The 19,208-nt window shown below is 52.4% G+C and carries 18 protein-coding genes; 11 read left to right on the top strand and 7 right to left on the bottom strand.

Features of this window, described 5'->3' with window-relative positions:
• Positions 1-355: 355 nt before the first annotated feature.
• A complete protein-coding gene (locus tag GOM71_RS01295; protein ID WP_156277643.1) occupies positions 356-1,111 on the bottom strand; it encodes an exodeoxyribonuclease III in 756 nt (251 codons plus the stop codon).
• A gap of 170 nt (positions 1,112-1,281) precedes the next feature.
• Between GOM71_RS01295 and rbsK the strand changes: the two genes are divergently transcribed.
• Together rbsK and murI are read left to right on the top strand one after the other, a co-directional pair.
• Positions 1,282-2,202: a ribokinase gene (gene rbsK / locus GOM71_RS01290; protein WP_156277641.1), complete on the top strand. Its 921-nt coding sequence runs from the start codon at positions 1,282-1,284 to the stop codon at positions 2,200-2,202.
• Between the two features lie 131 nt (positions 2,203-2,333).
• A complete protein-coding gene (gene murI / locus GOM71_RS01285) occupies positions 2,334-3,110 on the top strand; it encodes a glutamate racemase (RefSeq protein ID WP_156277639.1) in 777 nt (258 codons plus the stop codon).
• A 192-nt stretch (positions 3,111-3,302) separates the two neighbouring features.
• On the opposite strand, the gene GOM71_RS01280 is transcribed toward murI, so the two are convergent.
• Positions 3,303-4,229 (bottom strand): DMT family transporter, encoded by a 927-nt coding sequence (locus tag GOM71_RS01280; RefSeq protein WP_253944628.1) that lies wholly within the window; start codon positions 4,227-4,229, stop codon positions 3,303-3,305.
• Positions 4,230-4,363: 134 nt separating this feature from the next.
• On the opposite strand from GOM71_RS01280, the gene hisA reads away from it, so the two are divergent.
• On the top strand, positions 4,364-5,125 hold the full coding sequence (gene hisA / locus GOM71_RS01275; RefSeq protein WP_156277637.1) for a phosphoribosylformimino-5-aminoimidazole carboxamide ribotide isomerase: 762 nt from the start codon (positions 4,364-4,366) through the stop codon (positions 5,123-5,125).
• Positions 5,126-5,150: 25 nt separating this feature from the next.
• Here hisA and GOM71_RS01270 read toward each other — a convergent pair whose 3' ends face one another.
• Entirely contained in the window at positions 5,151-5,954 is an 804-nt protein-coding gene (locus GOM71_RS01270) for a 3'-5' exonuclease (RefSeq protein ID WP_156277635.1), read from the bottom strand.
• Positions 5,955-6,237: 283 nt separating this feature from the next.
• On the opposite strand from GOM71_RS01270, the gene GOM71_RS01265 reads away from it, so the two are divergent.
• From GOM71_RS01265 to GOM71_RS01255, 3 genes are all read left to right on the top strand, one after another.
• Positions 6,238-7,221, top strand: coding sequence for a diaminopimelate dehydrogenase (locus GOM71_RS01265; protein ID WP_367649419.1), 984 nt, complete (start codon positions 6,238-6,240; stop codon positions 7,219-7,221).
• 390 nt (positions 7,222-7,611) lie between these two features.
• Entirely contained in the window at positions 7,612-8,988 is a 1,377-nt protein-coding gene (gene gdhA, locus GOM71_RS01260; protein ID WP_156277633.1) for an NADP-specific glutamate dehydrogenase, read from the top strand.
• Between the two features lie 112 nt (positions 8,989-9,100).
• The gene (locus GOM71_RS01255) at positions 9,101-9,544 is read left to right on the top strand and encodes a DUF4395 domain-containing protein (protein ID WP_156277631.1); all 444 of its coding nucleotides are present in this window, start codon (positions 9,101-9,103) and stop codon (positions 9,542-9,544) included.
• Positions 9,545-9,815: 271 nt separating this feature from the next.
• Here GOM71_RS01255 and GOM71_RS01250 read toward each other — a convergent pair whose 3' ends face one another.
• Both GOM71_RS01250 and GOM71_RS24035 read right to left on the bottom strand, forming a co-directional pair.
• On the bottom strand, positions 9,816-10,025 hold the full coding sequence (locus GOM71_RS01250; RefSeq protein WP_156277629.1) for a hypothetical protein: 210 nt from the start codon (positions 10,023-10,025) through the stop codon (positions 9,816-9,818).
• 13 nt (positions 10,026-10,038) lie between these two features.
• Entirely contained in the window at positions 10,039-10,530 is a 492-nt protein-coding gene (locus GOM71_RS24035) for a hypothetical protein (protein ID WP_216651686.1), read from the bottom strand.
• Between the two features lie 494 nt (positions 10,531-11,024).
• Here GOM71_RS24035 and GOM71_RS01240 point away from each other — a divergent pair, with 494 nt between their 5' ends.
• From GOM71_RS01240 to GOM71_RS01220, 5 genes are all read left to right on the top strand, one after another.
• Positions 11,025-11,693 (top strand): bifunctional 2-keto-4-hydroxyglutarate aldolase/2-keto-3-deoxy-6-phosphogluconate aldolase, encoded by a 669-nt coding sequence (locus tag GOM71_RS01240; protein ID WP_367649418.1) that lies wholly within the window; start codon positions 11,025-11,027, stop codon positions 11,691-11,693.
• A gap of 88 nt (positions 11,694-11,781) precedes the next feature.
• Positions 11,782-12,072: a glycoside hydrolase family protein gene (locus tag GOM71_RS01235; protein ID WP_156277625.1), complete on the top strand. Its 291-nt coding sequence runs from the start codon at positions 11,782-11,784 to the stop codon at positions 12,070-12,072.
• A 192-nt stretch (positions 12,073-12,264) separates the two neighbouring features.
• Positions 12,265-13,653: a class II fumarate hydratase gene (fumC, locus tag GOM71_RS01230; protein WP_156277623.1), complete on the top strand. Its 1,389-nt coding sequence runs from the start codon at positions 12,265-12,267 to the stop codon at positions 13,651-13,653.
• 184 nt (positions 13,654-13,837) lie between these two features.
• Positions 13,838-15,775: an ABC-F family ATP-binding cassette domain-containing protein gene (locus GOM71_RS01225; protein ID WP_156277620.1), complete on the top strand. Its 1,938-nt coding sequence runs from the start codon at positions 13,838-13,840 to the stop codon at positions 15,773-15,775.
• Between the two features lie 52 nt (positions 15,776-15,827).
• Positions 15,828-16,463 carry a fumarylacetoacetate hydrolase family protein gene (locus tag GOM71_RS01220; RefSeq protein ID WP_156277616.1) on the top strand — a complete coding sequence of 212 codons (636 nt, stop codon included), beginning with the start codon at positions 15,828-15,830 and terminating at the stop codon, positions 16,461-16,463.
• 91 nt (positions 16,464-16,554) lie between these two features.
• On the opposite strand, the gene GOM71_RS01215 is transcribed toward GOM71_RS01220, so the two are convergent.
• Positions 16,555-16,992: a Dps family protein gene (locus GOM71_RS01215; RefSeq protein WP_156277614.1), complete on the bottom strand. Its 438-nt coding sequence runs from the start codon at positions 16,990-16,992 to the stop codon at positions 16,555-16,557.
• Positions 16,993-17,220: 228 nt separating this feature from the next.
• Complete coding sequence (locus GOM71_RS01210) at positions 17,221-19,203, bottom strand: glycoside hydrolase family 15 protein (RefSeq protein WP_156277612.1); 1,983 nt, start codon at positions 19,201-19,203, stop codon at positions 17,221-17,223.
• Positions 19,204-19,208 lie beyond the last annotated feature (5 nt).

Here is a 19,208-nt window from a genome sequence, read left to right as displayed (position 1 = left end):
TTAGTCTAACAGACGCGTAAGGAGTGAAGTTGGAGGTAACTTGAGCCGCTGTAAGGCCGGAAACGGCCTTACAGGCAACGCAAACTGCTGCGCCCGAGCCTGTAAGGCTGAAATTAGTCTAACAGACGCGTAAGGAGTGAAGTTGGAGGTAACTTGAGCCGCTGTAAGGCCGGAAACGGCCTTACAGGCAACGCAAACTGCTGCGCCGAGCGTGTAAGGCTGAAATTAGTCTAACAGACGCGTAAGGAGTGAAGTTGGAGGTAACTTGAGCCGCTGTAAGGCCGAAAACGGCCTTACAGGCAACGCAAACTGCTGCGTCGTGCCGTGTAAGGCCATTTATGGCTTAACTATTCATTTAAACCGTTAGCGTCAGCGTTACCGGACAGTGGTCGCTGCCGGTAATATGCGGCTCGATGCCTGCATCTGCGATAGACGGCTGCAGCCGATCGGAGACGAGGAAGTAGTCGATGCGCCAGCCGACATTCCGTTCGCGAACTTTTGGCATGTACGACCACCAGGTGTAGGCGTCGATCAGCTCCGGGTTCAAATGCCGGAACGTGTCGGTGAACCCGGCCTCAAGAAGCTGCGTCATTTTGCCGCGCTCCTCCAGCGTGAAGCCGGAGTTGCCCAGATTCGGCTTCGGGTGTTTAAGGTCGATTTCTTGATGAGCGACATTCAGATCGCCGCACACGACAACAGGCTTCCGGGCGTCGAGCTCAAGCAGATAGGCGCGGAACCGTTCTTCCCATTCCAGTCTAAGCTCCAAGCGCGACAAGTCGCGGCGGGCGTTCGGCGTATAGACTGTCACGAGGTAAAAGCTTTCGAATTCGAGCGTGATGACGCGGCCTTCGGGCTCGTAATCCTCTTCAAGGCCGTAGCGTACCGACAACGGCTTGATTCTCGTAAAAACGGCGGTGCCGGAGTAGCCTTTTTTCTCCGCATAGTTCCAGAATTGCTCGTACTCCTCGCCGATTTCAAGACAAATTTGGCCTTCCTGGAGCTTGGTTTCCTGCACGCAGAAAATGTCTGCGTCTGCCTCGTTGAAGTAGTCTATAAATCCTTTATTTACACAGGCTCTTAAGCCGTTGACGTTCCACGAAATTAGCTTCATTCGAAACGAGTCTCCTAACGCATTCTAGTATGATGATGCTATTAGTGTACCATAGCATAGCCGCAAGGCAACTGCGGTCAGATCATGCGCCTTCAGCCTGCGCCGTTTGACAAAGGTTGGCTCCCTTCGTACGATGAAGCTAGATTAACATTGCCAAAGGAGAGGCCGTCATGAAAACACCTCATATCGCTGTAATCGGAAGCTTGAATATGGATATCGTCGTCAGTATATCGCGGTTTCCCGTAGCGGGCGAGACGCTGACCGGAAGGGAAGCGCACTTTATTCCCGGCGGCAAAGGGGCAAACCAAGCGGTTGCTGCCGCTCGCCTCGGCGCGAAGACGACGATGGCCGGCGCGGTAGGCGGGGATGCGTTCGGGAAGCAATTGCTGGAGTCGATGTCACGTAACGGAGTCGACAACGGTCATATCGCCGTAATGGACGGGGAAGCGACCGGCATTGCCTCTATTATGCTGTCGCCGGAGGACAATATGATTGTCGTTGTGCCGGGGGCAAACGGCAAAGTTTCTCCAGAGAGCGTTCAATCCTTTGAATCGGTTATTGCCGAGGCCGATATTGTGCTGCTGCAATTGGAGGTTCCGCTTGATGCGGTTGCAGAGGCGGCGCAGTTGGCCAAAAAACATCAAAAGCTCGTCGTTCTGAACCCGGCCCCGGCGCAAAAGCTGCCGCAGGCGCTGCTTGATTGCGTTGACGTCATCACGCCGAATCGCTCAGAGCTGGAGCTGCTGACGGGATTGAAAGCAACGGAAGGGCGGCTGGAGGAAGCGATCGACAGGCTTATGGAGCTTGGCCCGAAGTCGGTCGTTACGACGCTCGGAAGCGACGGCGCTGTATTGAAGCAGGCTGGCGGCGCACTGGAAATGATGAAAGCCTATTCCGTTCCGGTTGTCGATACGGTTGGGGCAGGTGACGCATTCAACGCGGGGCTCGCTTTTTCGCTTGCTTCCGGACGCGAGCTGCATGAGGCTGTCGGCTTTGCGGCCAAAGTATCGGGGCTTGCTGTGACCAAATTCGGGGCGCAGGACGGAATGCCGACGATGGCTGAAGTCGAGGCGTTCGAGACGATCGGATAAGTCTGCGCGAACTAGTCTCGGATGCTCATATTTTGGCATGCAATTGGAGACAGTCAGGTCTTGCCGAAGAGGCGTATTCATAATATGCTTGAATAAGCTTTCGACTACATACGTTAGGAATCGATGACAAAATGACGATCGGTTTTTTCGACTCGGGGATTGGCGGCCTTTCGGTTATGGCCGAAGCGCTCCAGCGGCTCCCCGCTCAGAATTATTTGTATATGGCGGACACGCTCCACGTCCCTTACGGGCCGAAGGATAAAGATGAGGTTAAGGGCTACATTATGGACGCTGTCAGCCGAATGATGGCCGAGGGCATCGATGCGCTGGTTGTAGCCTGCAACACGGCAACGAGCATAGCGGTCAATGAGCTGAGAGAAATGTACTCGCTCCCTATCGTCGGCATGGAGCCGGCGGTTAAACCGGCAGTCGAGATGAATCGGGCAACGGGCAAAAGAGTGCTCGTGTTCGCGACCCAGCTCACACTGAGCCTTCCGAAATATTACGCGCTAGTTTCGCGAGTGGATGAGGGAGGCATCGTCGATTCGCTGCCGCTCCCGGAGCTCGTTAAATATTGCGAAGAGCTGCAGTTCGACAAGCAGGTCATTAGCGAATATTTCCGCGACAAGCTGTCCGGCTATAATTTGGACGATTACGGTATCATCGTGCTCGGCTGCACGCATTATCCTTTTTATCGCCATATACTGCGCGAGATGCTTCCGCCTCATATTCAAATTGTCGACGGCAACGCGGGCACGGTCAGAAGACTGTCAGCCTTGCTCACTAGAGCCGGCATTGCGCATCATGGCAGCGGCAATGTCAGCTTTATGTGCACGAATGACGATCCGGTCTATATCGATAAAATGCATACGGCACTCGCCTATTTCCGCAATCAGAACGACGAATAAGCGGCCGCAACCGGCGCCAAAGAGAAGCGCCGTCCTAAAAGGGGGTTCGCTCGCTGGGGAAACGGCTCGCATTAGTAAATTAAAGAAGTGATTCTCATAAAAACAGCGTTGCAGAGAACTATCCCTGCAACGCTGTTTTTCGTTTTTGATCGTTTACTGCTTACGAAGCAGCTTTTTTGAAGCAGAAGGCTTTTAAGCGTTCGTTTTGCTCGGGGATACTTTCGTCTCTTTGCCGTAACGGATGAAGATCCATACGCCAAGCAAGATGAACATTCCGGCGCCCAGTTGATAGCCGTTCAAAGGCTCTTCGAGCAGCATCCAGGCTAGAAGCGAGGCGATAACCGGCTCGCCAAGCACCGACATGGAGACGGCTGCCGCTTTCATATACTGCAGCAGCCAGTTGAACAAGTAATGGCCGAATAGTGTCGGAACGATTGCCAGCAGCAGAAAAATGCCCCATTCCTTATTGCTATAGCCTCCAAAAGCATTTCCGGCAGCAAGATTATAGACTGCCAGCGAGGAAGCGGCCATCAAGAACACCCAAAAGTTGTAGGCGAAGGCGCTCACTTCTTTGCGCAGCTCCTTGCCGATCAGCATGTGGGCCGCAACAGCCGCCGCGCCGAGAAGAGACAGAAAATCGCCGAACAGCGCTTCTCTCGAAAGAGCGAAATCGCTGGAGCCGATAACAACAGAGCCGGCCAGCGCGATGCCCATGCCGAGCAGCATCATGCGGTTCGCTTTGGTGCGGAACAGCACGTAAGAGCCAACCATAACGAACACGGGCTCGAGCGTGAGAATGACGGTGGAGCTGGCGACTGTCGTCAGCCGCAGACTTGCCATCCAAAGCAGAAAGTGGAGCGCAAGCATGACGCCTGACAGTGCGAGCAGACTCCATTGTTTAGCGCTGAAGTGAAACATATGCTCACGCTGCTTCCAAACGAACGGAAGCAGAAGGAGATTGGTTAAGTAAAGGCGGTACATAGCGATAACGGCAACGTCAGCCTCAGACCAGCGGACGAATATAGAAGAAAATGAAATGCCGATAATGCCGATAATGAAAAGCAGCTCGTGCGTGCCGATAAGTTTGGTATTTCGCTGCAGATGATGTGCGGATTCCAAGATGATCTACGCTCCAGATGAAAGTTAACTTCGCATGTAATACTACTATACGGTGAAAAGGAATAGCAAATGGTAATATTCGCAGCGAATTCTGTTACAATAGGAGCAGAATGTGTACAGAAAGAGGAGATCGAATGAAGTTCAGGCCATGCATTGACTTGCATAACGGCAAGGTCAAGCAAATTGTCGGGGAAACGCTCGACGCCAATCCGCAGCAGGTCGTGGAAAATTTCGTTTCGGAGCATGATTCCGCTTATTATGCGGAAATGTTTCAGCGGGATCAGCTAACTGGCGGACATGTTATTATGCTGGGCGGCGGCAATGAGGAAGCGGCGTTGTCCGCGCTTCGGGCTTATCCGGGAGGCTTGCAGATCGGCGGCGGCATTAAAGCCGACAATGCTGCATTTTATTTGGAGCAAGGCGCGTCGCATGTCATCGTCACGTCATCGATTTTCCGCGACGGAGAGCTGGACTGGGACAGCCTTCGGCGGATTGTCGCGGAGGTCGGAAAGGACAGGCTGGTCATTGACCTGAGCTGCAAGCAGCGTGACGGGCAATGGCATGTCGTAACCAACCAATGGCGCACCTTCAGCAGTCTTGTCGTCAATGAAGCGAATTTGCGGGAGCTGGAGTCCTATTGCAGCGAGTTTCTGATTCACGCTGTCGATGTGGAAGGGAAGCGGACAGGTATATTGGAGAGCTTGGTGAAGCAGCTTGCCGATTGGGTCGCAATCCCGACGACTTACGCCGGCGGCGCCCGTTCTATGGAAGACTTGGAGCTGTTCCGCCGATTGTCGGACGGCAAGCTGGATATTACAGTCGGCAGCGCGCTCGATATTTTTGGCGGCAGCCTGTCTTATAACAAAGTAGTAGATTACTCGGCCTCGATTCAATGAATCGGGGTTTTTTTGCGCCCGGAATTTACGTAACGGTAGCGGAGTCTGCGCTGCCAGCCGTCTTTTGCTGTGTTTTTTGCGGGGCTTTCAACAGTTCGGCTTCAAAAATTTCGCGAAGCTCGACAATTTTACGCAAGTCGGTCAGCTCGATTTTATCTTTCAAATATTTTTCGTTCAGAAGCTCCCAAGTAGGGGCTGCCTTTTGCGATGCCATCGAACGGACTGCGTTCTTCACCAGACGCCTTTCCTTGGCGTTTGTGTATGTATCCTTGTAATACTGGGCGCGTTCGAAATCGAGCGAATTGAAGACGGCCCGGAACACTTCGGCTGTCATGCGCGCGTCATCCAATGCGCGATGCGCCGTGCCTTCCGCTGTAATTTCCAGATCGAGCAAGGCGGCTTCTACGCTCACGTCGTTGGTGACGTTTTTGTACCGGAGATAGCCTTTGAGCAAGTCGAAGTAAGGAGCAGACAGCCAATAGCTGTCATCGAGCTTGTGCATTCGGGTATCGTAGACGATCCGCTTCATATCTTCTCCGCCCCAAGTAATGAGCATGAACGCATCGCTTCGGTTCAGCCATGCGGTAAACTCTTTAATGACCTTAACAAAGCCGTGCGCGCGATCGATGTCCTCCTGCGGAATGCCGGTCTTTTTTTTAATAAAACTGTTGAGCTTGGCAAAGTAAACCGGCTTGATCAGCGCGGAAAATTCATCCGTATGCTTCAAATTCGAATCAAGCCTGACGGCTCCGATTTCGATAACTTCCATCGGCAGCTCGCTGGCGAATTTTCTGCCGTTAAATTCAATATCCAATATGATATAGTCCATCGTTGTACCCCCGGAAATATGACTCTCCGTTATTTTACCACACTGGCGGGGCAATCGTTTACAACATGGATAGGAAGGCTTGAAAAACGGCATTGTAATACAGTCGATCCTCATTTTCCCGTTGATTTGAAGCGTGAAAACGGGTAAAAATAAAATCAATAGTTTACATCCTGTGTAATATCTTTATACTAAGAAGAGGTTGCAACCAGGATAGTCTCACACCAATAAGCTAAGGAGTGACTTTGAACTCCGTTCAAAGTCCTGATGTTAGGAGGAACATCGCGTGAGTAAAACAATTAAAATTGGCATAGTAGGATACGGCAATTTGGGCAGAGGCGTAGAGAAAGCGATCGCTCAAAATCCGGATATGGAGCTTGAAGCTATCTTTACACGCAGACAGCCGGAAGGTCTTCAAAGCGCAAGCGGCGCTCGTTTTGAGCACATTTCCGCTGCAGAGCAATATAAAGGCATAATCGACGTTATGATCCTTTGCGGAGGATCGGCTACGGATCTTCCGGAACAAACGCCGGCACTGGCAAGCATGTTCAATACAGTTGACAGCTTCGATACGCATGCGAAAATTCCGGAGTTTTACGAGTCGGTTAACAAAGTTGCCAAACAGGCGGGCACGCTCAGCGTCATTTCGACGGGCTGGGACCCAGGCTTGTTCTCGCTTAACCGCTTGCTTGCGGAAGCGATCCTCCCGGAAGGCAAAGACTATACGTTCTGGGGCAAAGGGGTCAGCCAAGGCCACTCCGACGCTATTCGCCGCGTTCCCGGCGTAAAAGCTGGCGTTCAATATACGGTGCCGGTACAATCCGTCATCGACAGCATCCGTTCGGGCGAAACGCCTGAGCTTGCTACACGCGAGAAGCATTTGAGAGATTGCTATGTCGTTGCCGAAGAAGGCGCGGACTTGGAGCAAATTCGCGAAGCTATCGTCACGATGGAAAACTATTTCGCAGACTATGACACGACTGTCAATTTCATTACAGAAGAGCAGTTGAAAGCCGAGCATCAAGGCATGCCGCACGGCGGATTTGTAATTCGCAGCGGCATTACCGGCGAGAGCACGAAGCAAATTATCGAGTTCGGCCTGAAGCTGGAAAGCAATCCAGAGTTTACGGCAAGCGTTCTTGTTGCATGCGCGCGCGCAGGCTACCGGATTAGAGAAGAAGGCGGCACCGGCGCAAAGACGATTTTCGACCTGCCGATCGGCTACTTGTCGCCGAAATCTGCAGAGCAATTGCGCCGCGAATTGCTGTAATTTATTTTCATTTATCGTATCAAACAGACCGTTTCAAAGTTGTCCTTGGGCAGCTTATGGGACGGTCTTTTTGCCATTCGCCAGAGGGGGAGGGGCTGATTTGGCGTTCATTTAAAGCAGTTTCATCCATTTCTTAAAAAGTTTAAATTTATAAAGAAATAGATAAGAACATAACCGTTCATTGTAGTCTAAAACCGAACATTTAGAGAGATAGAATGTTTTAATCATAGTAAAAAAATAAATTAATTGGCGCAAATCGCTTTTGTTGTTTTACGATTTAATGCAGATCAGTGCAAAGAAAAATCAAATAGTGCAAACTGTGTTTTTGTAAAAAAATGAGTGACTTTGAGCTCCCCTCAAAGGTCCTGATGTCAAGGAGTGGAGAAAATAATGTCGATTACAATTGCAGAGAAGCATTCGACGGCAGCAAAACAATATGTGCAAGCGGTGTATGAAACGGTATCCAAACGCAACCATCATGAGCCGGAATTTTTGCAAGCGGTGAAGGAAATTTTGGATTCCCTTATTCCTGTTTTTGAGCAGCAGCCGCAATTGATGGAAGCTGGCATTCTGGAGAGAATTACCGAGCCGGAACGCGTCGTTTCCTTCCGTGTCCCTTGGGTGGACGATAATGGCAAAGTGCAAGTGAACCGAGGCTACCGCGTGCAGTTTAACAGCGCTCTCGGTCCGTACAAAGGCGGATTGCGTTTCCATCCGTCCGTTGATGCGAGCATTATCAAGTTTCTCGGCTTTGAGCAAATTTTCAAGAACAGCTTGACCGGTCAACCGATCGGCGGCGGCAAAGGCGGCTCCGACTTCGATCCGAAGGGGAAATCGGACAACGAAATTATGCGTTTTACGCAAAGCTTTATGACTGAGCTGTATAAATACATCGGCCCGGATACGGACGTGCCGGCAGGGGATATTGGCGTTGGCGCTCGCGAGATTGGCTATATGTTCGGACAATACAAACGGATTCGCGGCGGTTATGAAGCCGGCGTGCTAACGGGCAAAGGCATCGTCTACGGCGGAAGCTTGACTCGTAAAGAAGCGACTGGATACGGCTGCGTTTATTTCGTGCAAGAAATGCTGGCCTCCAAAGGGCTTAGCTTTAACGGCAGCAAGGTTGTGGTTTCCGGCTCCGGCAACGTATCGATCTATGCGATCGAGAAGGCGCAGCAGCTGGGCGCGCATGTCGTGGCTTGCAGCGACTCGAACGGCTACATTGTGGACGAAGAGGGCATTAAGCTGGATACGGTTAAACGTCTCAAGGAAGTTGAGCGCAAAAGAATCAGCGAGTATGTAAAAGAGCATCCGAACGCGAAATATGTGGAAGGCTGCGGCGGCATTTGGTCGGTGCCATGCGACATCGCGCTGCCTTGCGCGACGCAGAATGAAATCGATGAGAAAGACGCGGCGTTGCTCGTTGAAAGCGGAGTGAAAGCGATTGGCGAAGGGGCGAATATGCCTTCGACGCTGGAAGCAATCGAAGTATTCCTGAACAATGGCGTGCTGTTCGGACCGGCGAAAGCAGCCAATGCAGGCGGCGTTGCCGTATCCTCGCTGGAAATGTCGCAAAACAGCATGCGTCTGTCGTGGACGTTCGAAGAGGTAGATGCGAAGCTTCACGGCATTATGAAAAACATCTATAACAACAGCGTGAAAGCGGCGGAGGAATTCGGCTATGCGGGCAATCTGGTCGTAGGCGCCAACATCGCGGGCTTCAAACGTGTCGCTGATGCGATGATCGCTCAAGGCGTTGTATAAAATAAGCACTAGAAAATATAAGTAAAAATAAAAGCATACTATTCTCATTGGAAATGTTGTATAATCATGCTAAGGTGCTTGATTCTCTTACTTCAGCCAAGGAGTGATACGTATGGTTCAGAACGAAACGGCAGTGCCATCTGTGCCGATGCCGCTCGTCCGCTTTAATACTTGGGTTACATTGGCTTTTGTCGTGCTGAGCTGGGTTACTCAGCAGGCTTGGATTTTGACGGTCCCTGTTCTGTATAACGGACTCGGTGCGGCGGTCGGCTGGAATCCGCTGATCGTGTTGGCGAAACGTTTCTTTCATAAACCGCCTTCCTCCTACGTGTCGGAGGAAAAAGCGCAGCTGCGGTTCAATCTGACGCTTAACGCGTCGATGCTGGCCGCAGCCTTAATTAGCGGAATTGCCGGCTGGAGCGCAGCGTACTACATTTTTACGATCATGCCTGTTCTGGCGATGAGCGTGATGCTAGCCGGATTTTGTATCGGCTGCTTCATCCGTTACCGCTGGATCCAATATCGGCATGCGCGGAGCAAAGCGAAATCTGCTTAATTAGGAAAAGCGATCCCGAGTCATTTCGAATGACTTGGGATCGCTTTTGTTGTGAAGAAGAAACCGAATAACGCTGCCGCACAGCGTTATTCGGTTTCTTAGTCGGGAAATGGAAGGAATAACGCTGTGGAACAGCGTTAAAATTGCCAGGACGGCCATAAATAGATGATTTTCTGAAAATAACGCTGTCGCGCAGCGTTATTCGGTCGCAAGAATGGCTAAATAAAGAAATAGCGCTGTCACGCAGCGTTATTTCTTCATCGCTATCTGTTTACGGCGGGTTAGCGTGGACGTAAACAATATTGGCGTAAAAAATGCGGATTTCATACGTAAATCCCGAGTCCTCGAACGAGACAAGAATATAGTCGTTGCCGACGCGCACGAGCTGCCCGATGACTGCCAGTTGGCCGAATGCGTTCGTGACAACCGTTACTTCGGAGCCGATTAGCGGAATTAAATCGCCTGAGAGTGTAGTGGCCATACCGTCAACCTCCTTACTGGCCTATCTCCTCAATATTTGTAATAAAGGCGAGCGGAATGGTCATCGTCGTGCCTGCGCTAGTCTTGAAGGCAGCTAACGTCGTCTGGACGTTTGACACGGTGCCGGCAAAGCCGGTTGGCTGTCCCGGAGTCATTATATCCAGCAAGGTTTCGGAATCCATATAACCTTTAAGCAGTGCGATCAGTTCGGCAAAATCGCCCGATGGCCCCGGAGGTCCGGCCGGTCCTTGCACGCCTTGAATGCCTTGCGGTCCTTGCGCGCCCGCCGGTCCGGCAACGCCCTGCGGTCCGGCCGGTCCAGCCGGTCCTTGCGCGCCCGCCGCTCCCGCGGAACCCGGCTCGCCTGGCGCGCCCGCCGGACCAGCAGCGCCTTGCGCCCCGGCAACGCCCGGCACGCCAGGTGCGCCAGGCGCGCCGTCAATACCGGCAGGTCCGGGCAAGCCCGGCGTTCCTGCGGCGCCCTCGGGGCCTGGCGCGCCTCGCATGCCGTCGATTCCAGCGGGGCCTCGGAAGCCCGGCTGTCCCGGTTTGATTTTTATTATCTTCCTTATAATGAAGCATTTTTTTGGCCGTTTGCAGTTTTTGCGCCGTTGACGTTTCTTTTTGATGAGCGGAGGACTGCATTTTTTTCGCTTCACGCGTCTCCGCTTTACTTGATTTCCCCGATAAATATGATCTAAGAGCTGATTTAAAACGCTTGGATCTTTTAGCCATATGAAATGGTTCCCGCTGCGACTCCCTCGGTCAGGAGCAATCATCCGCCGATTACCTCCTCCGCAGTATCTGTTTCTATTAATTTATCCGAGTCGGGTCAATCGCGGACTAGATGAATCCCCATTTTTGCGCATATTTTCGTAAAAATTTATAAACAGAGGCGCATTGCTGAAAACGCTGTAAACGAATATAATAAAACGGTAAAGATCATACCTTTTCGAACAAATGCACACCGTGAAATCGAACTATAAGGGGGATTTACGTAGTGAAAAAGATTAGAGTACTTCAGCAGCTGGCGGAAGCCGGCGTTGTTGCCGTGCTCCGGGCCGATTCGCCGGAGGAAGTGACAGAGATGGCGCGCCGCGCCATTAAGGGCGGCATTAAAGCGATAGAGATTACGATGACTGTTCCTTTTGCGCTTCGCGCGATCGAGCAGCTGTCGAAGGAATATTCCAGCTCGGTATCGCCGGATGCCGACAATTTCGCTATTATCGGCGTTGGCACCGTGCTTGATCCGGAAACGGCGCGGGCAGCGATTCTGGCAGGCTCGGAGTTCGTAGTGGCTCCCGCGTTCAATGCCGATACGATTAAGCTTTGCAACCGCTATGCGATTCCTGTAATGCCGGGAACGATGACGATCCACGAAATTCAAAGCTCGCTTGAGCTTGGCGCCGACATCGTGAAGCTGTTCCCTGGCAATCTGTATTCGCCAAGCATTATTTCCGCGATCAAAGGGCCTTTGCCGCAAGCAAACATTATGCCTACAGGCGGTGTCTCGCTTGATAACCTGAAGGACTGGATTAAAGCAGGTGCGATTGCAGTAGGCATAGGCTCCGATTTGACCAAGGATGCGGTTAAAACGGGCGATTTCTCATTGATCGAGAAAAAAGCGAGCGCTTATATGGAAGCTTACCGCAGCGCGAAAGGGCTGTAACAGGAACCGCGCCGACATCCGCATCCGAGACCCGTTTATTCTCGTCAAAGAAGACAATCAGAGGAAGCGTGCAGAGGTACGCAGGTGCTTGCGGCGGACAGTCCGCTCGGGCCTTTCGAGCCGGGTCACGGACAAGCCGGTTACGCCGGAACATTGGGAATGCCTCGACGGGACGCTTCATATCGACGATGAGGGCCGCCCGTGGACGCAGGACGCGGAGACGCTGTTCCCTCAGGACGGCGGGCACGGTATGCTGTTTCGAACGTTTGAAGGCAAGCTTATGCTGACGATGCATGCGCCGAATCAGCAGCCGCTGGAACGCGCCGTATTTATTGAAGTAGAGGAAAGAGACGGAACGCTTGTCAGCGATTCCGGCTAAAAATAATGCACAGCGCCTCTTGCGCCGCTGCCGCCGAAGTGCGGACCGGCGCAAGAGGCTTTGTTGTGCGCGCTTCTATTTCAATGCGAAATGAGCTTCGCCGACTATGGTTGGCTTGAACGGCCGCAGCATTTTGTATAAAGTAGTATTATGTGCTTAGAAATGTTTGGAGAAGACAAGGAGGCAATAAAGATGGAATTCCGTATTGAGAAAGATACGATGGGCGAAATTCAAGTGCCGGCAGACAAGCTGTGGGGCGCGCAAACGCAGCGCAGCTTGCAAAACTTTAAAATTAGCAGCGAGCGGATGCCGATTCAAGTCGTTTATGCGATGGCGATCGTAAAGAAAGCAGCGGCAAACGCAAACCTGAAGATCGGTATGCTTGATGAAGTGAAAGCGGGAGCAATCGGCGAAGCTGTCGACGAGATTTTGGCCGGCAAATGGGATGACGAATTCCCTCTCGTTGTATGGCAAACAGGCAGCGGTACGCAAACGAACATGAACGTGAACGAGGTCGTTGCCCGCCGTGCAAATCAATTGCTTGAAGCGCGCGGAAGCGAAGTGCGCATTCACCCGAACGATGACGTTAACCGTTCCCAAAGCTCGAACGATACGTTCCCGGCTGCTTTACATATCGCAGGCGTGATCGAGGTTGAAGACAAGCTGCTGCCGGCGATCGACGTCCTGAGCGGCACGTTACGGGCGAAGCAAGAGAAATTCGAGAACATTGTCAAGATCGGCCGTACCCATTTGCAGGACGCGACTCCGATTACGCTCGGCCAAGAAATTAGCGGCTGGCATACGATGCTGACCAAAACGCGCAGCATGATCGAGCAAAGCGTTGACACGATGCGCGAGCTGGCGCTTGGCGGCACAGCGGTAGGCACAGGGCTGAACGCTCACCCGGACTTCGCGGTTCAAGTAGCGGCTGAAGTGACCGAGCTGACGGGCAAGAAGTTCATTACGGCGCCAAACAAGTTCCACTCCCTGACAAGCCATGACCAAATTACGTTCGCGCACGGCGCAATCAAAGCGCTGGCGGCCGATTTAATGAAAATCGCCAACGACGTAAGATGGCTGGCAAGCGGTCCTCGCTGCGGCATCGGCGAAATTTCGATTCCGGAAAACGAGCCGGGCAGCTCCATTATGCCGGGCAAAGTAAACCCTACGCAAAGCGAAGCGATTACGATGGCGGCATGCCAAGTATTCGGCAACGATGCGACGATCGGTTTTGCCGCAAGCCAAGGCAACTTCGAATTGAACGTATTCAAACCGGTTATCATTTATAACTTCCTGCAATCGGTCGCGCTGATGGCCGACGGCATGATTTCGTTCAACGACAACTGCGCAGTCGGCATCGAGCCGAATGAAGCCGTGATCAAGCGCAACCTGGAGCAATCGCTCATGCTCGTAACGGCGCTGAACCCGCATATCGGTTACGAGAATGCGGCGGCAATCGCTAAAAACGCGCACAAAAAAGGTTTGACGCTTAAAGAGTCCGCGATCGCAAGCGGTTTGCTGACTTCCGAGCAATTCGACGAGTTCGTAAAGCCTGAATTAATGATCGGTACGTTGAAATAAATTGCAGAGCTGCAATCCCCGTTCTCTATACCAGCTTTTCTCAAGCGCTGGATAGGAACGGGGATTTTTTTTGTATTGCATGAGCAGGGCGGTGCCATGGCTTCAAGAGTGATCGAAGCGGCTGAGTATGTTATGATGTTACATAGCAATTGCCTTATGAATCCGATGTAAAGTAGGTTTGATCATGCATTTATTATCCGTTGAACATATAACTAAAAGCTACGGCGAGAAGCTGCTGTTCGAAGATGTCACCTTCGGTGTTGAAGAAGGCGACAAAATCGGCATTATCGGCGTAAACGGCACTGGCAAGTCGACATTTCTGAAAGTGATTGCCGGGCTTGATGCCGCAGATGCCGGCCAAATTTCAATCGGCAACCGCGTAAGAGTGCGAATGCTGGCGCAGGATCCTGTTTTCGAGCCGGGAGAGACGGCGCTTGAGCATGTTCTGGGCGGCGATTCGCCGCAGCTTCGAGCGGTAAGAGAATACACTGCCGCTATGGAAGCGATTGAATTGAAGCCAAGCGATGAGAAGCTGCAGCAGCAGCTCATTGCCGCGAACCAGCGAATGGATGAGCTGGACGCTTGGACGATGGACAGCGATGCGAAGGTCGCGCTCGCCAAGCTTGGCATTTTGAACTACAACGATAAAGTCGAAACGATGTCGGGCGGCCAGCGCAAAAGAGTGGCGATGGCAGCGGCGCTGCTTCAGCCTTCTGATATTTTGATCCTTGACGAGCCTACGAACCATATCGACAACGACTCGGTCGCTTGGCTCGAAGGGATGCTGCAGAAGCGCAAGGGCGCGTTGCTGATGATTACCCATGATCGTTATTTCCTCGATCGCGTAAGCAATCGGGTTATTGAGCTGGATAAGGGCAAGGCTTATTTCTATGAAGCCAACTACAGCCGGTTTCTGGAGCTCAAGCTGGAGCGGGAGGAACGGGAAGCGGCGACGGAGAGCAAGCGCCAGAACCTGCTGCGCAACGAGCTGGCTTGGATTCGGCGCGGCGCCAAGGCGCGGACGACGAAGCAGAAGGCGCGGATCGACCGGTTCGAGGCGTTGAAGACGCAAGCGCCGAAGCAGGCAGGCGGCAAGATGGATGTATCTGTCGCTTCTTCGAGGCTGGGCAAAAAGATACTGGAGATCGAACATGTGACGAAAAGCTTCGGCGAGCGAACCGTTATTCGCGACTTGAGCTATATTGCCGTTCCTGAGGATCGCGTCGGTATTGTCGGCCGCAACGGCAGCGGCAAGTCGACGCTGCTGAAGCTGATCGAAGGACGACTTCAGCCGGATGCGGGTACAGTAGAGCTGGGGCCGACCGTTAAGCTCGGTTGGTTCTCGCAGGAGCACGAAGAGATGGATGAGTCGCTGCGCGTTATCGAGTATATCCGCGAAGGAGCGGATCAGGTTCGCACGGCGGAAGGCATTATGATCTCAGCGGGACAAATGCTGGAACGCTTTTTGTTTGCGCCTGCGATGCAATGGTCGCCAATCGCAAAGCTTTCCGGCGGCGAGAAAAGAAGGCTGCAGCTGCTGCGCGTCTTGATGGATGCGCCGAATGTGCTGCTTCTGGACGAGCCGACCAATGATTTGGACATTGCGACGTTGTCCGTACTTGAGGATTATCTCGACGATTTCCCGGGCGTCGTATTTGTCGTATCCCATGACCGTTATTTCCTTGATCGCACGGTAGATAAAATTATCGCATTTGAAGGCAATGGCGTAATCTCGCACCATACAGGCAACTATACCGAATATCAGGAGCATCTGAGCAAAAACGGTCCGGCAAGCGAAAGCGCTGGAGCGGCGCAACATTCGGCGAAGACGGCGTCAAGCGCAGAGGCTCCTGCGCCATCGGCTCCGAGATCTTCGGAACGGCTGCGCATGTCCTATAAAGATCAGAAAGACTACGAGCAAATTGACGGCTGGATCGCCGATACGGAGGCGAAGCTGAGCGCGGTGGCCGAGCGGATGAACGAATCGGGCAGCGATTCCGTTCTGCTTCAGCAGCTGATAGCGGAACAGCAGCAGCTGGAAGCGAAGCTCGACGAGCTTCTGGAACGGTGGACGGAATTAAATGAGCTGGCCGAGAAAATTGCCGAACAGAAGAAAAGCTAGTTGACTAATTTAAGGTTAGCAGAGCCGAAACGGCTAGGAAGGCGGCAGTGATATGGCAGAAGAACAACAGATACGCAACATTTATTGTATCGGACGGAACTACCGGATGCATGCGATCGAGCTTGGCAACGAGATTCCGAAATCGCCTCTCGTTTTTACAAAGCCTTCGCATGCGGTTGCGGCAATGGATGGCGAGCTGCTGCCGATTCCAGGCGACAGAGGCGCCGTTCATTTTGAACTGGAGATCGTGCTGAGGGTCGGAAAGCCGTTGTCGCCTGGCATGAATGCGGATGAATGTATTGATGCGATGACGCTTGGTCTGGATTTAACGCTAAGGGATGTGCAAAGCAGATTAAAGGAAAAGGGCCAGCCGTGGCTGGAGGCGAAGGGCTTCAAAGCTTCTGCGCCGTTAGGGCGTTGGCTTCCGTATCCGGGCGAGGAAGGGCTCAAGGATTTGAGCTTTACGCTCATTCGCAACGGCGAGCAGGCGCAGCTGGGCAATTCAAGCGATATGCTATTCCCCGTTTCAAAGCTGATCGAACATATCGACCGGTTGTACGGTCTTGGACAAGGCGATTTGATTTACACCGGCACGCCGGAAGGGGTTGCCGCTCTAAACGACGGCGACGTTCTTGAAGCGTTCTGGGGTAAACAGCTGGTTGGCAGCAATCGTATAAAACTGGTTTAAGGACTCGACGGCAGCTATCTAGCGGAAAAGCCGCTGCACCATCGTCGCAAGAGCGGCATGTGCAGCGGCTTTTTTATCTATGAAACAAACATTAAGCGTTAAAAGCTCTCAGCATCCACACATGCTTCTCAAGCGTGGTGTGGATCGCGAGCAGCATGTCTGCTGTCGTCTCGTCGCCTGCTTCCTGAGCGACATGCATGCCCTCCTTCAATTCGCCGATCAATGTGGTGAAATCGGCGACTAGTGAATCGACCATCTCCTTTGCGGACTCGGAGCCGCTAGCCTCCTTAATGCTGGAGGTGCTCAAGTATTGGGCCATTGTGGCGCTCGGCCGACCTTGAAGAGCCAGCAGGCGCTCGGCAATTTCATCGACGTGAAGCGCAGCTTCCTCGTAAAACTCCTGAAATTTAACGTGCAAAGTGAAAAATTGCGTTCCTTTTACGTACCAATGGTAGTTGTGCAGCTTGATGTAAAGTACGCTCCAATTGGCGATTTGTTTGTTTAAAACAGTATGGGTTGCAGTTGTCATATTTCTCTCATCCTTTCCTTCCTATAGTGTGTACCGACAGGCCGAAATGATGCAAAAGGGCGTTCGAACTAAAACGTCCGCGATGACCGCTAACGACTCTCCATATATTGATGCAGATTGCCTTATGATGATAGACGGAACAGCTTATGACCCTGCGGCTTCATAATAAAAAAGTGCCGGAAGGACAGTTGCGCAACTGTTCTTCCGGCACTTTGCATATATAACAATCTATACGGCAGCTTCTCCAGCGGTTGCCGCTTGAGCTTTTTCCGCATCAGCCAGCATGCCGACAGCGAGAATATACATCGCATGCGACCAAGTAAGCGGCACAACCCATGCCGTTTCGCCTGTCACCTTATCGACTTGCTCCGGCAAGAGGCCGGTTGTTGTGCGATGCTCAAGCACCCAGTCGATAATTTGTGTGGCGCCTTCGATTTGACCGGTTTGCAGCTTGTAGTGAGCGAGCCACAGCGAAGTCAGAATCCAAGGGTTGCCGCCAATGTATCGGTCATCCTCGTAGCGCTTAATGCCGCCGACGCCTGGAACGGTAAGCTCGCGCTCAATCGTTGCAGCTGTCTTTCGCATGTATTCATGCTCCGGCGCAACGACGCCAAACGGTACGGAAATGCCAAGCAAGCTAATATCGACAATCGGATCGTGGCGCAGCTTATGCTTGCTATAACCTTTCACAAACTCCGAAACTTCGCCTTGCTTGCCGTCAGCCGTCTCGCGTTCATAGCGCTGCTGATCTACGGTAATATTCAGGCCGCGGTAGAAGCTTTCGCGCTCTTCATTCCAATGCTCGGAAACGATGCGCTCCGCAATGCGTTCAGCTGCTGCAAGCCATTCATCGGCAAGCTCGTTTGCTCCCGAAACGGTAGCGAAGCTTGCGGCAGCCGTCAAGCCGCCGTATACGGCAGCGGAAGAATACGTATGTGACGCTTCGCGTTCTTCCCACAGATCGATGCTTGGCTTCGGCAGTCCTGTTGCCGGGTCGAGATAGGAGATCAGGAAACGGGCGCCGCGCTCGACTGCAGGCCATACTTTTGCAGCGAAGCTGCTGTCCTTATTTTCCAGGTAATGCTGCCACATCCCCCAAATAATCGAGGAGCCTTCATCGATTTGCAGTCCCCAAGACGGCGCAAGGCTGCCGTCATGATAGTGGCGCTGCTGCCAGGAACCGTCCGGCGCTTGCGCAGTTAATGCCCAATCGTAGAAGCGGTCGGAAAGCTGGTTCAGGCCGGCTTTGTCAAGCGCTGTTGTAATGAATGCCGCATCGCGTCCCCAGCAGTAGGAGTAGCCGCCGCAGCGAATGAATTGCTCGTCGAACTCAGGAGCGGCAATAATGCTGCCGGTTTGCTCGTCAGACATAAGCTTGAATACGAGCAGCGAACGGTCATAAAGCTCAGCGACATCCGAGCGGTTAATCGGGCAAGGCGCTGCCGCGAGCAAATAATTGCGCCAGTACGCATCGGTATCGGCTTGCCAAGCCAAACTAGGCTTGCTTTTCGCAATGCGCATGGCTTGCAAGCTTTCTTCCTCATTTTCACCGGCAGCGATATAGACAGGGATCGATACGCTTTGACCGGCAGCCAATTCATCAATACGCCATACGAGCGCGCCGTCCGGCTGCATGTCGATGACATTGCCGTTCAAGTCGGCATTTTGCGCCGCATCCCATGCACGGCCTGCCTGGAATTTTGTGCATACGTTTGCACTTGAAAGCGCAAAAAAATAGCGGCGGCGGAAATGAATAAGCGCGTCGTCTGCGACATTAAAGGTTGTTGTGTTGTAAAGCTCATTTTCACTTAGTTTAAACGAAGAATGGAGAACAAATTCAAACGAAACGGGTTGATCCGACGTATTTTCGAATTTGTAATCGCGAACGATAAAAGACTGCTCAGGAACAGCGTAATGATAGCTGTCAACGCGCAGCGATTGAGCCTCATTCGAAGCTTGAACGCGGAAAATGTTTGTTTTCTCTACATAAGCCGCTTCATGGCTCCAGCCTTCCTCGGCGCTGTCGAACCAGGATACTTTAGCGGAAGCGTCGGCAACGCGAACGCCGGTCCGGATTGCGTCTACATGCTGAGGGAAATCGATGTGGGGCCACCAAAGGCGATACATTCTGCCGTTGCTGCCGAGAGAGGCGAGAAACTTGGAATTACCGATGATGGCATCCACAAGATAGGGTTTATTTGGATTAGACATAAAAC

Source organism: Paenibacillus sp. NEAU-GSW1 (assembly GCF_009737085.1).
Lineage (GTDB): Bacteria > Bacillota > Bacilli > Paenibacillales > Paenibacillaceae > Pristimantibacillus.
Note: the sequence above shows the minus strand (reverse complement) of the source record. Positions and strands in the feature narration are given on the sequence as shown.

Excerpts from the sequence above, each read along its gene's own strand:
- GOM71_RS01295 (WP_156277643.1), bottom strand. The coding sequence starts at position 1,111 with ATGAAGCTAATTTCGTGGAACGTCAACGGCTTAAGAGCCTGTGTAAAT.
- rbsK (WP_156277641.1), top strand. The coding sequence starts at position 1,282 with ATGAAAACACCTCATATCGCTGTAATCGGAAGCTTGAATATGGATATC.
- murI (WP_156277639.1), top strand. The coding sequence starts at position 2,334 with ATGACGATCGGTTTTTTCGACTCGGGGATTGGCGGCCTTTCGGTTATG.
- hisA (WP_156277637.1), top strand. The coding sequence starts at position 4,364 with ATGAAGTTCAGGCCATGCATTGACTTGCATAACGGCAAGGTCAAGCAA.
- GOM71_RS01270 (WP_156277635.1), bottom strand. The coding sequence starts at position 5,954 with ATGGACTATATCATATTGGATATTGAATTTAACGGCAGAAAATTCGCC.
- gdhA (WP_156277633.1), top strand. The coding sequence starts at position 7,612 with ATGTCGATTACAATTGCAGAGAAGCATTCGACGGCAGCAAAACAATAT.
- GOM71_RS01255 (WP_156277631.1), top strand. The coding sequence starts at position 9,101 with ATGGTTCAGAACGAAACGGCAGTGCCATCTGTGCCGATGCCGCTCGTC.
- GOM71_RS01250 (WP_156277629.1), bottom strand. The coding sequence starts at position 10,025 with ATGGCCACTACACTCTCAGGCGATTTAATTCCGCTAATCGGCTCCGAA.
- GOM71_RS24035 (WP_216651686.1), bottom strand. The coding sequence starts at position 10,530 with ATGCGAGGCGCGCCAGGCCCCGAGGGCGCCGCAGGAACGCCGGGCTTG.
- fumC (WP_156277623.1), top strand. The coding sequence starts at position 12,265 with ATGGAATTCCGTATTGAGAAAGATACGATGGGCGAAATTCAAGTGCCG.
- GOM71_RS01225 (WP_156277620.1), top strand. The coding sequence starts at position 13,838 with ATGCATTTATTATCCGTTGAACATATAACTAAAAGCTACGGCGAGAAG.
- GOM71_RS01220 (WP_156277616.1), top strand. The coding sequence starts at position 15,828 with ATGGCAGAAGAACAACAGATACGCAACATTTATTGTATCGGACGGAAC.
- GOM71_RS01215 (WP_156277614.1), bottom strand. The coding sequence starts at position 16,992 with ATGACAACTGCAACCCATACTGTTTTAAACAAACAAATCGCCAATTGG.
- GOM71_RS01210 (WP_156277612.1), bottom strand. The coding sequence starts at position 19,203 with ATGTCTAATCCAAATAAACCCTATCTTGTGGATGCCATCATCGGTAAT.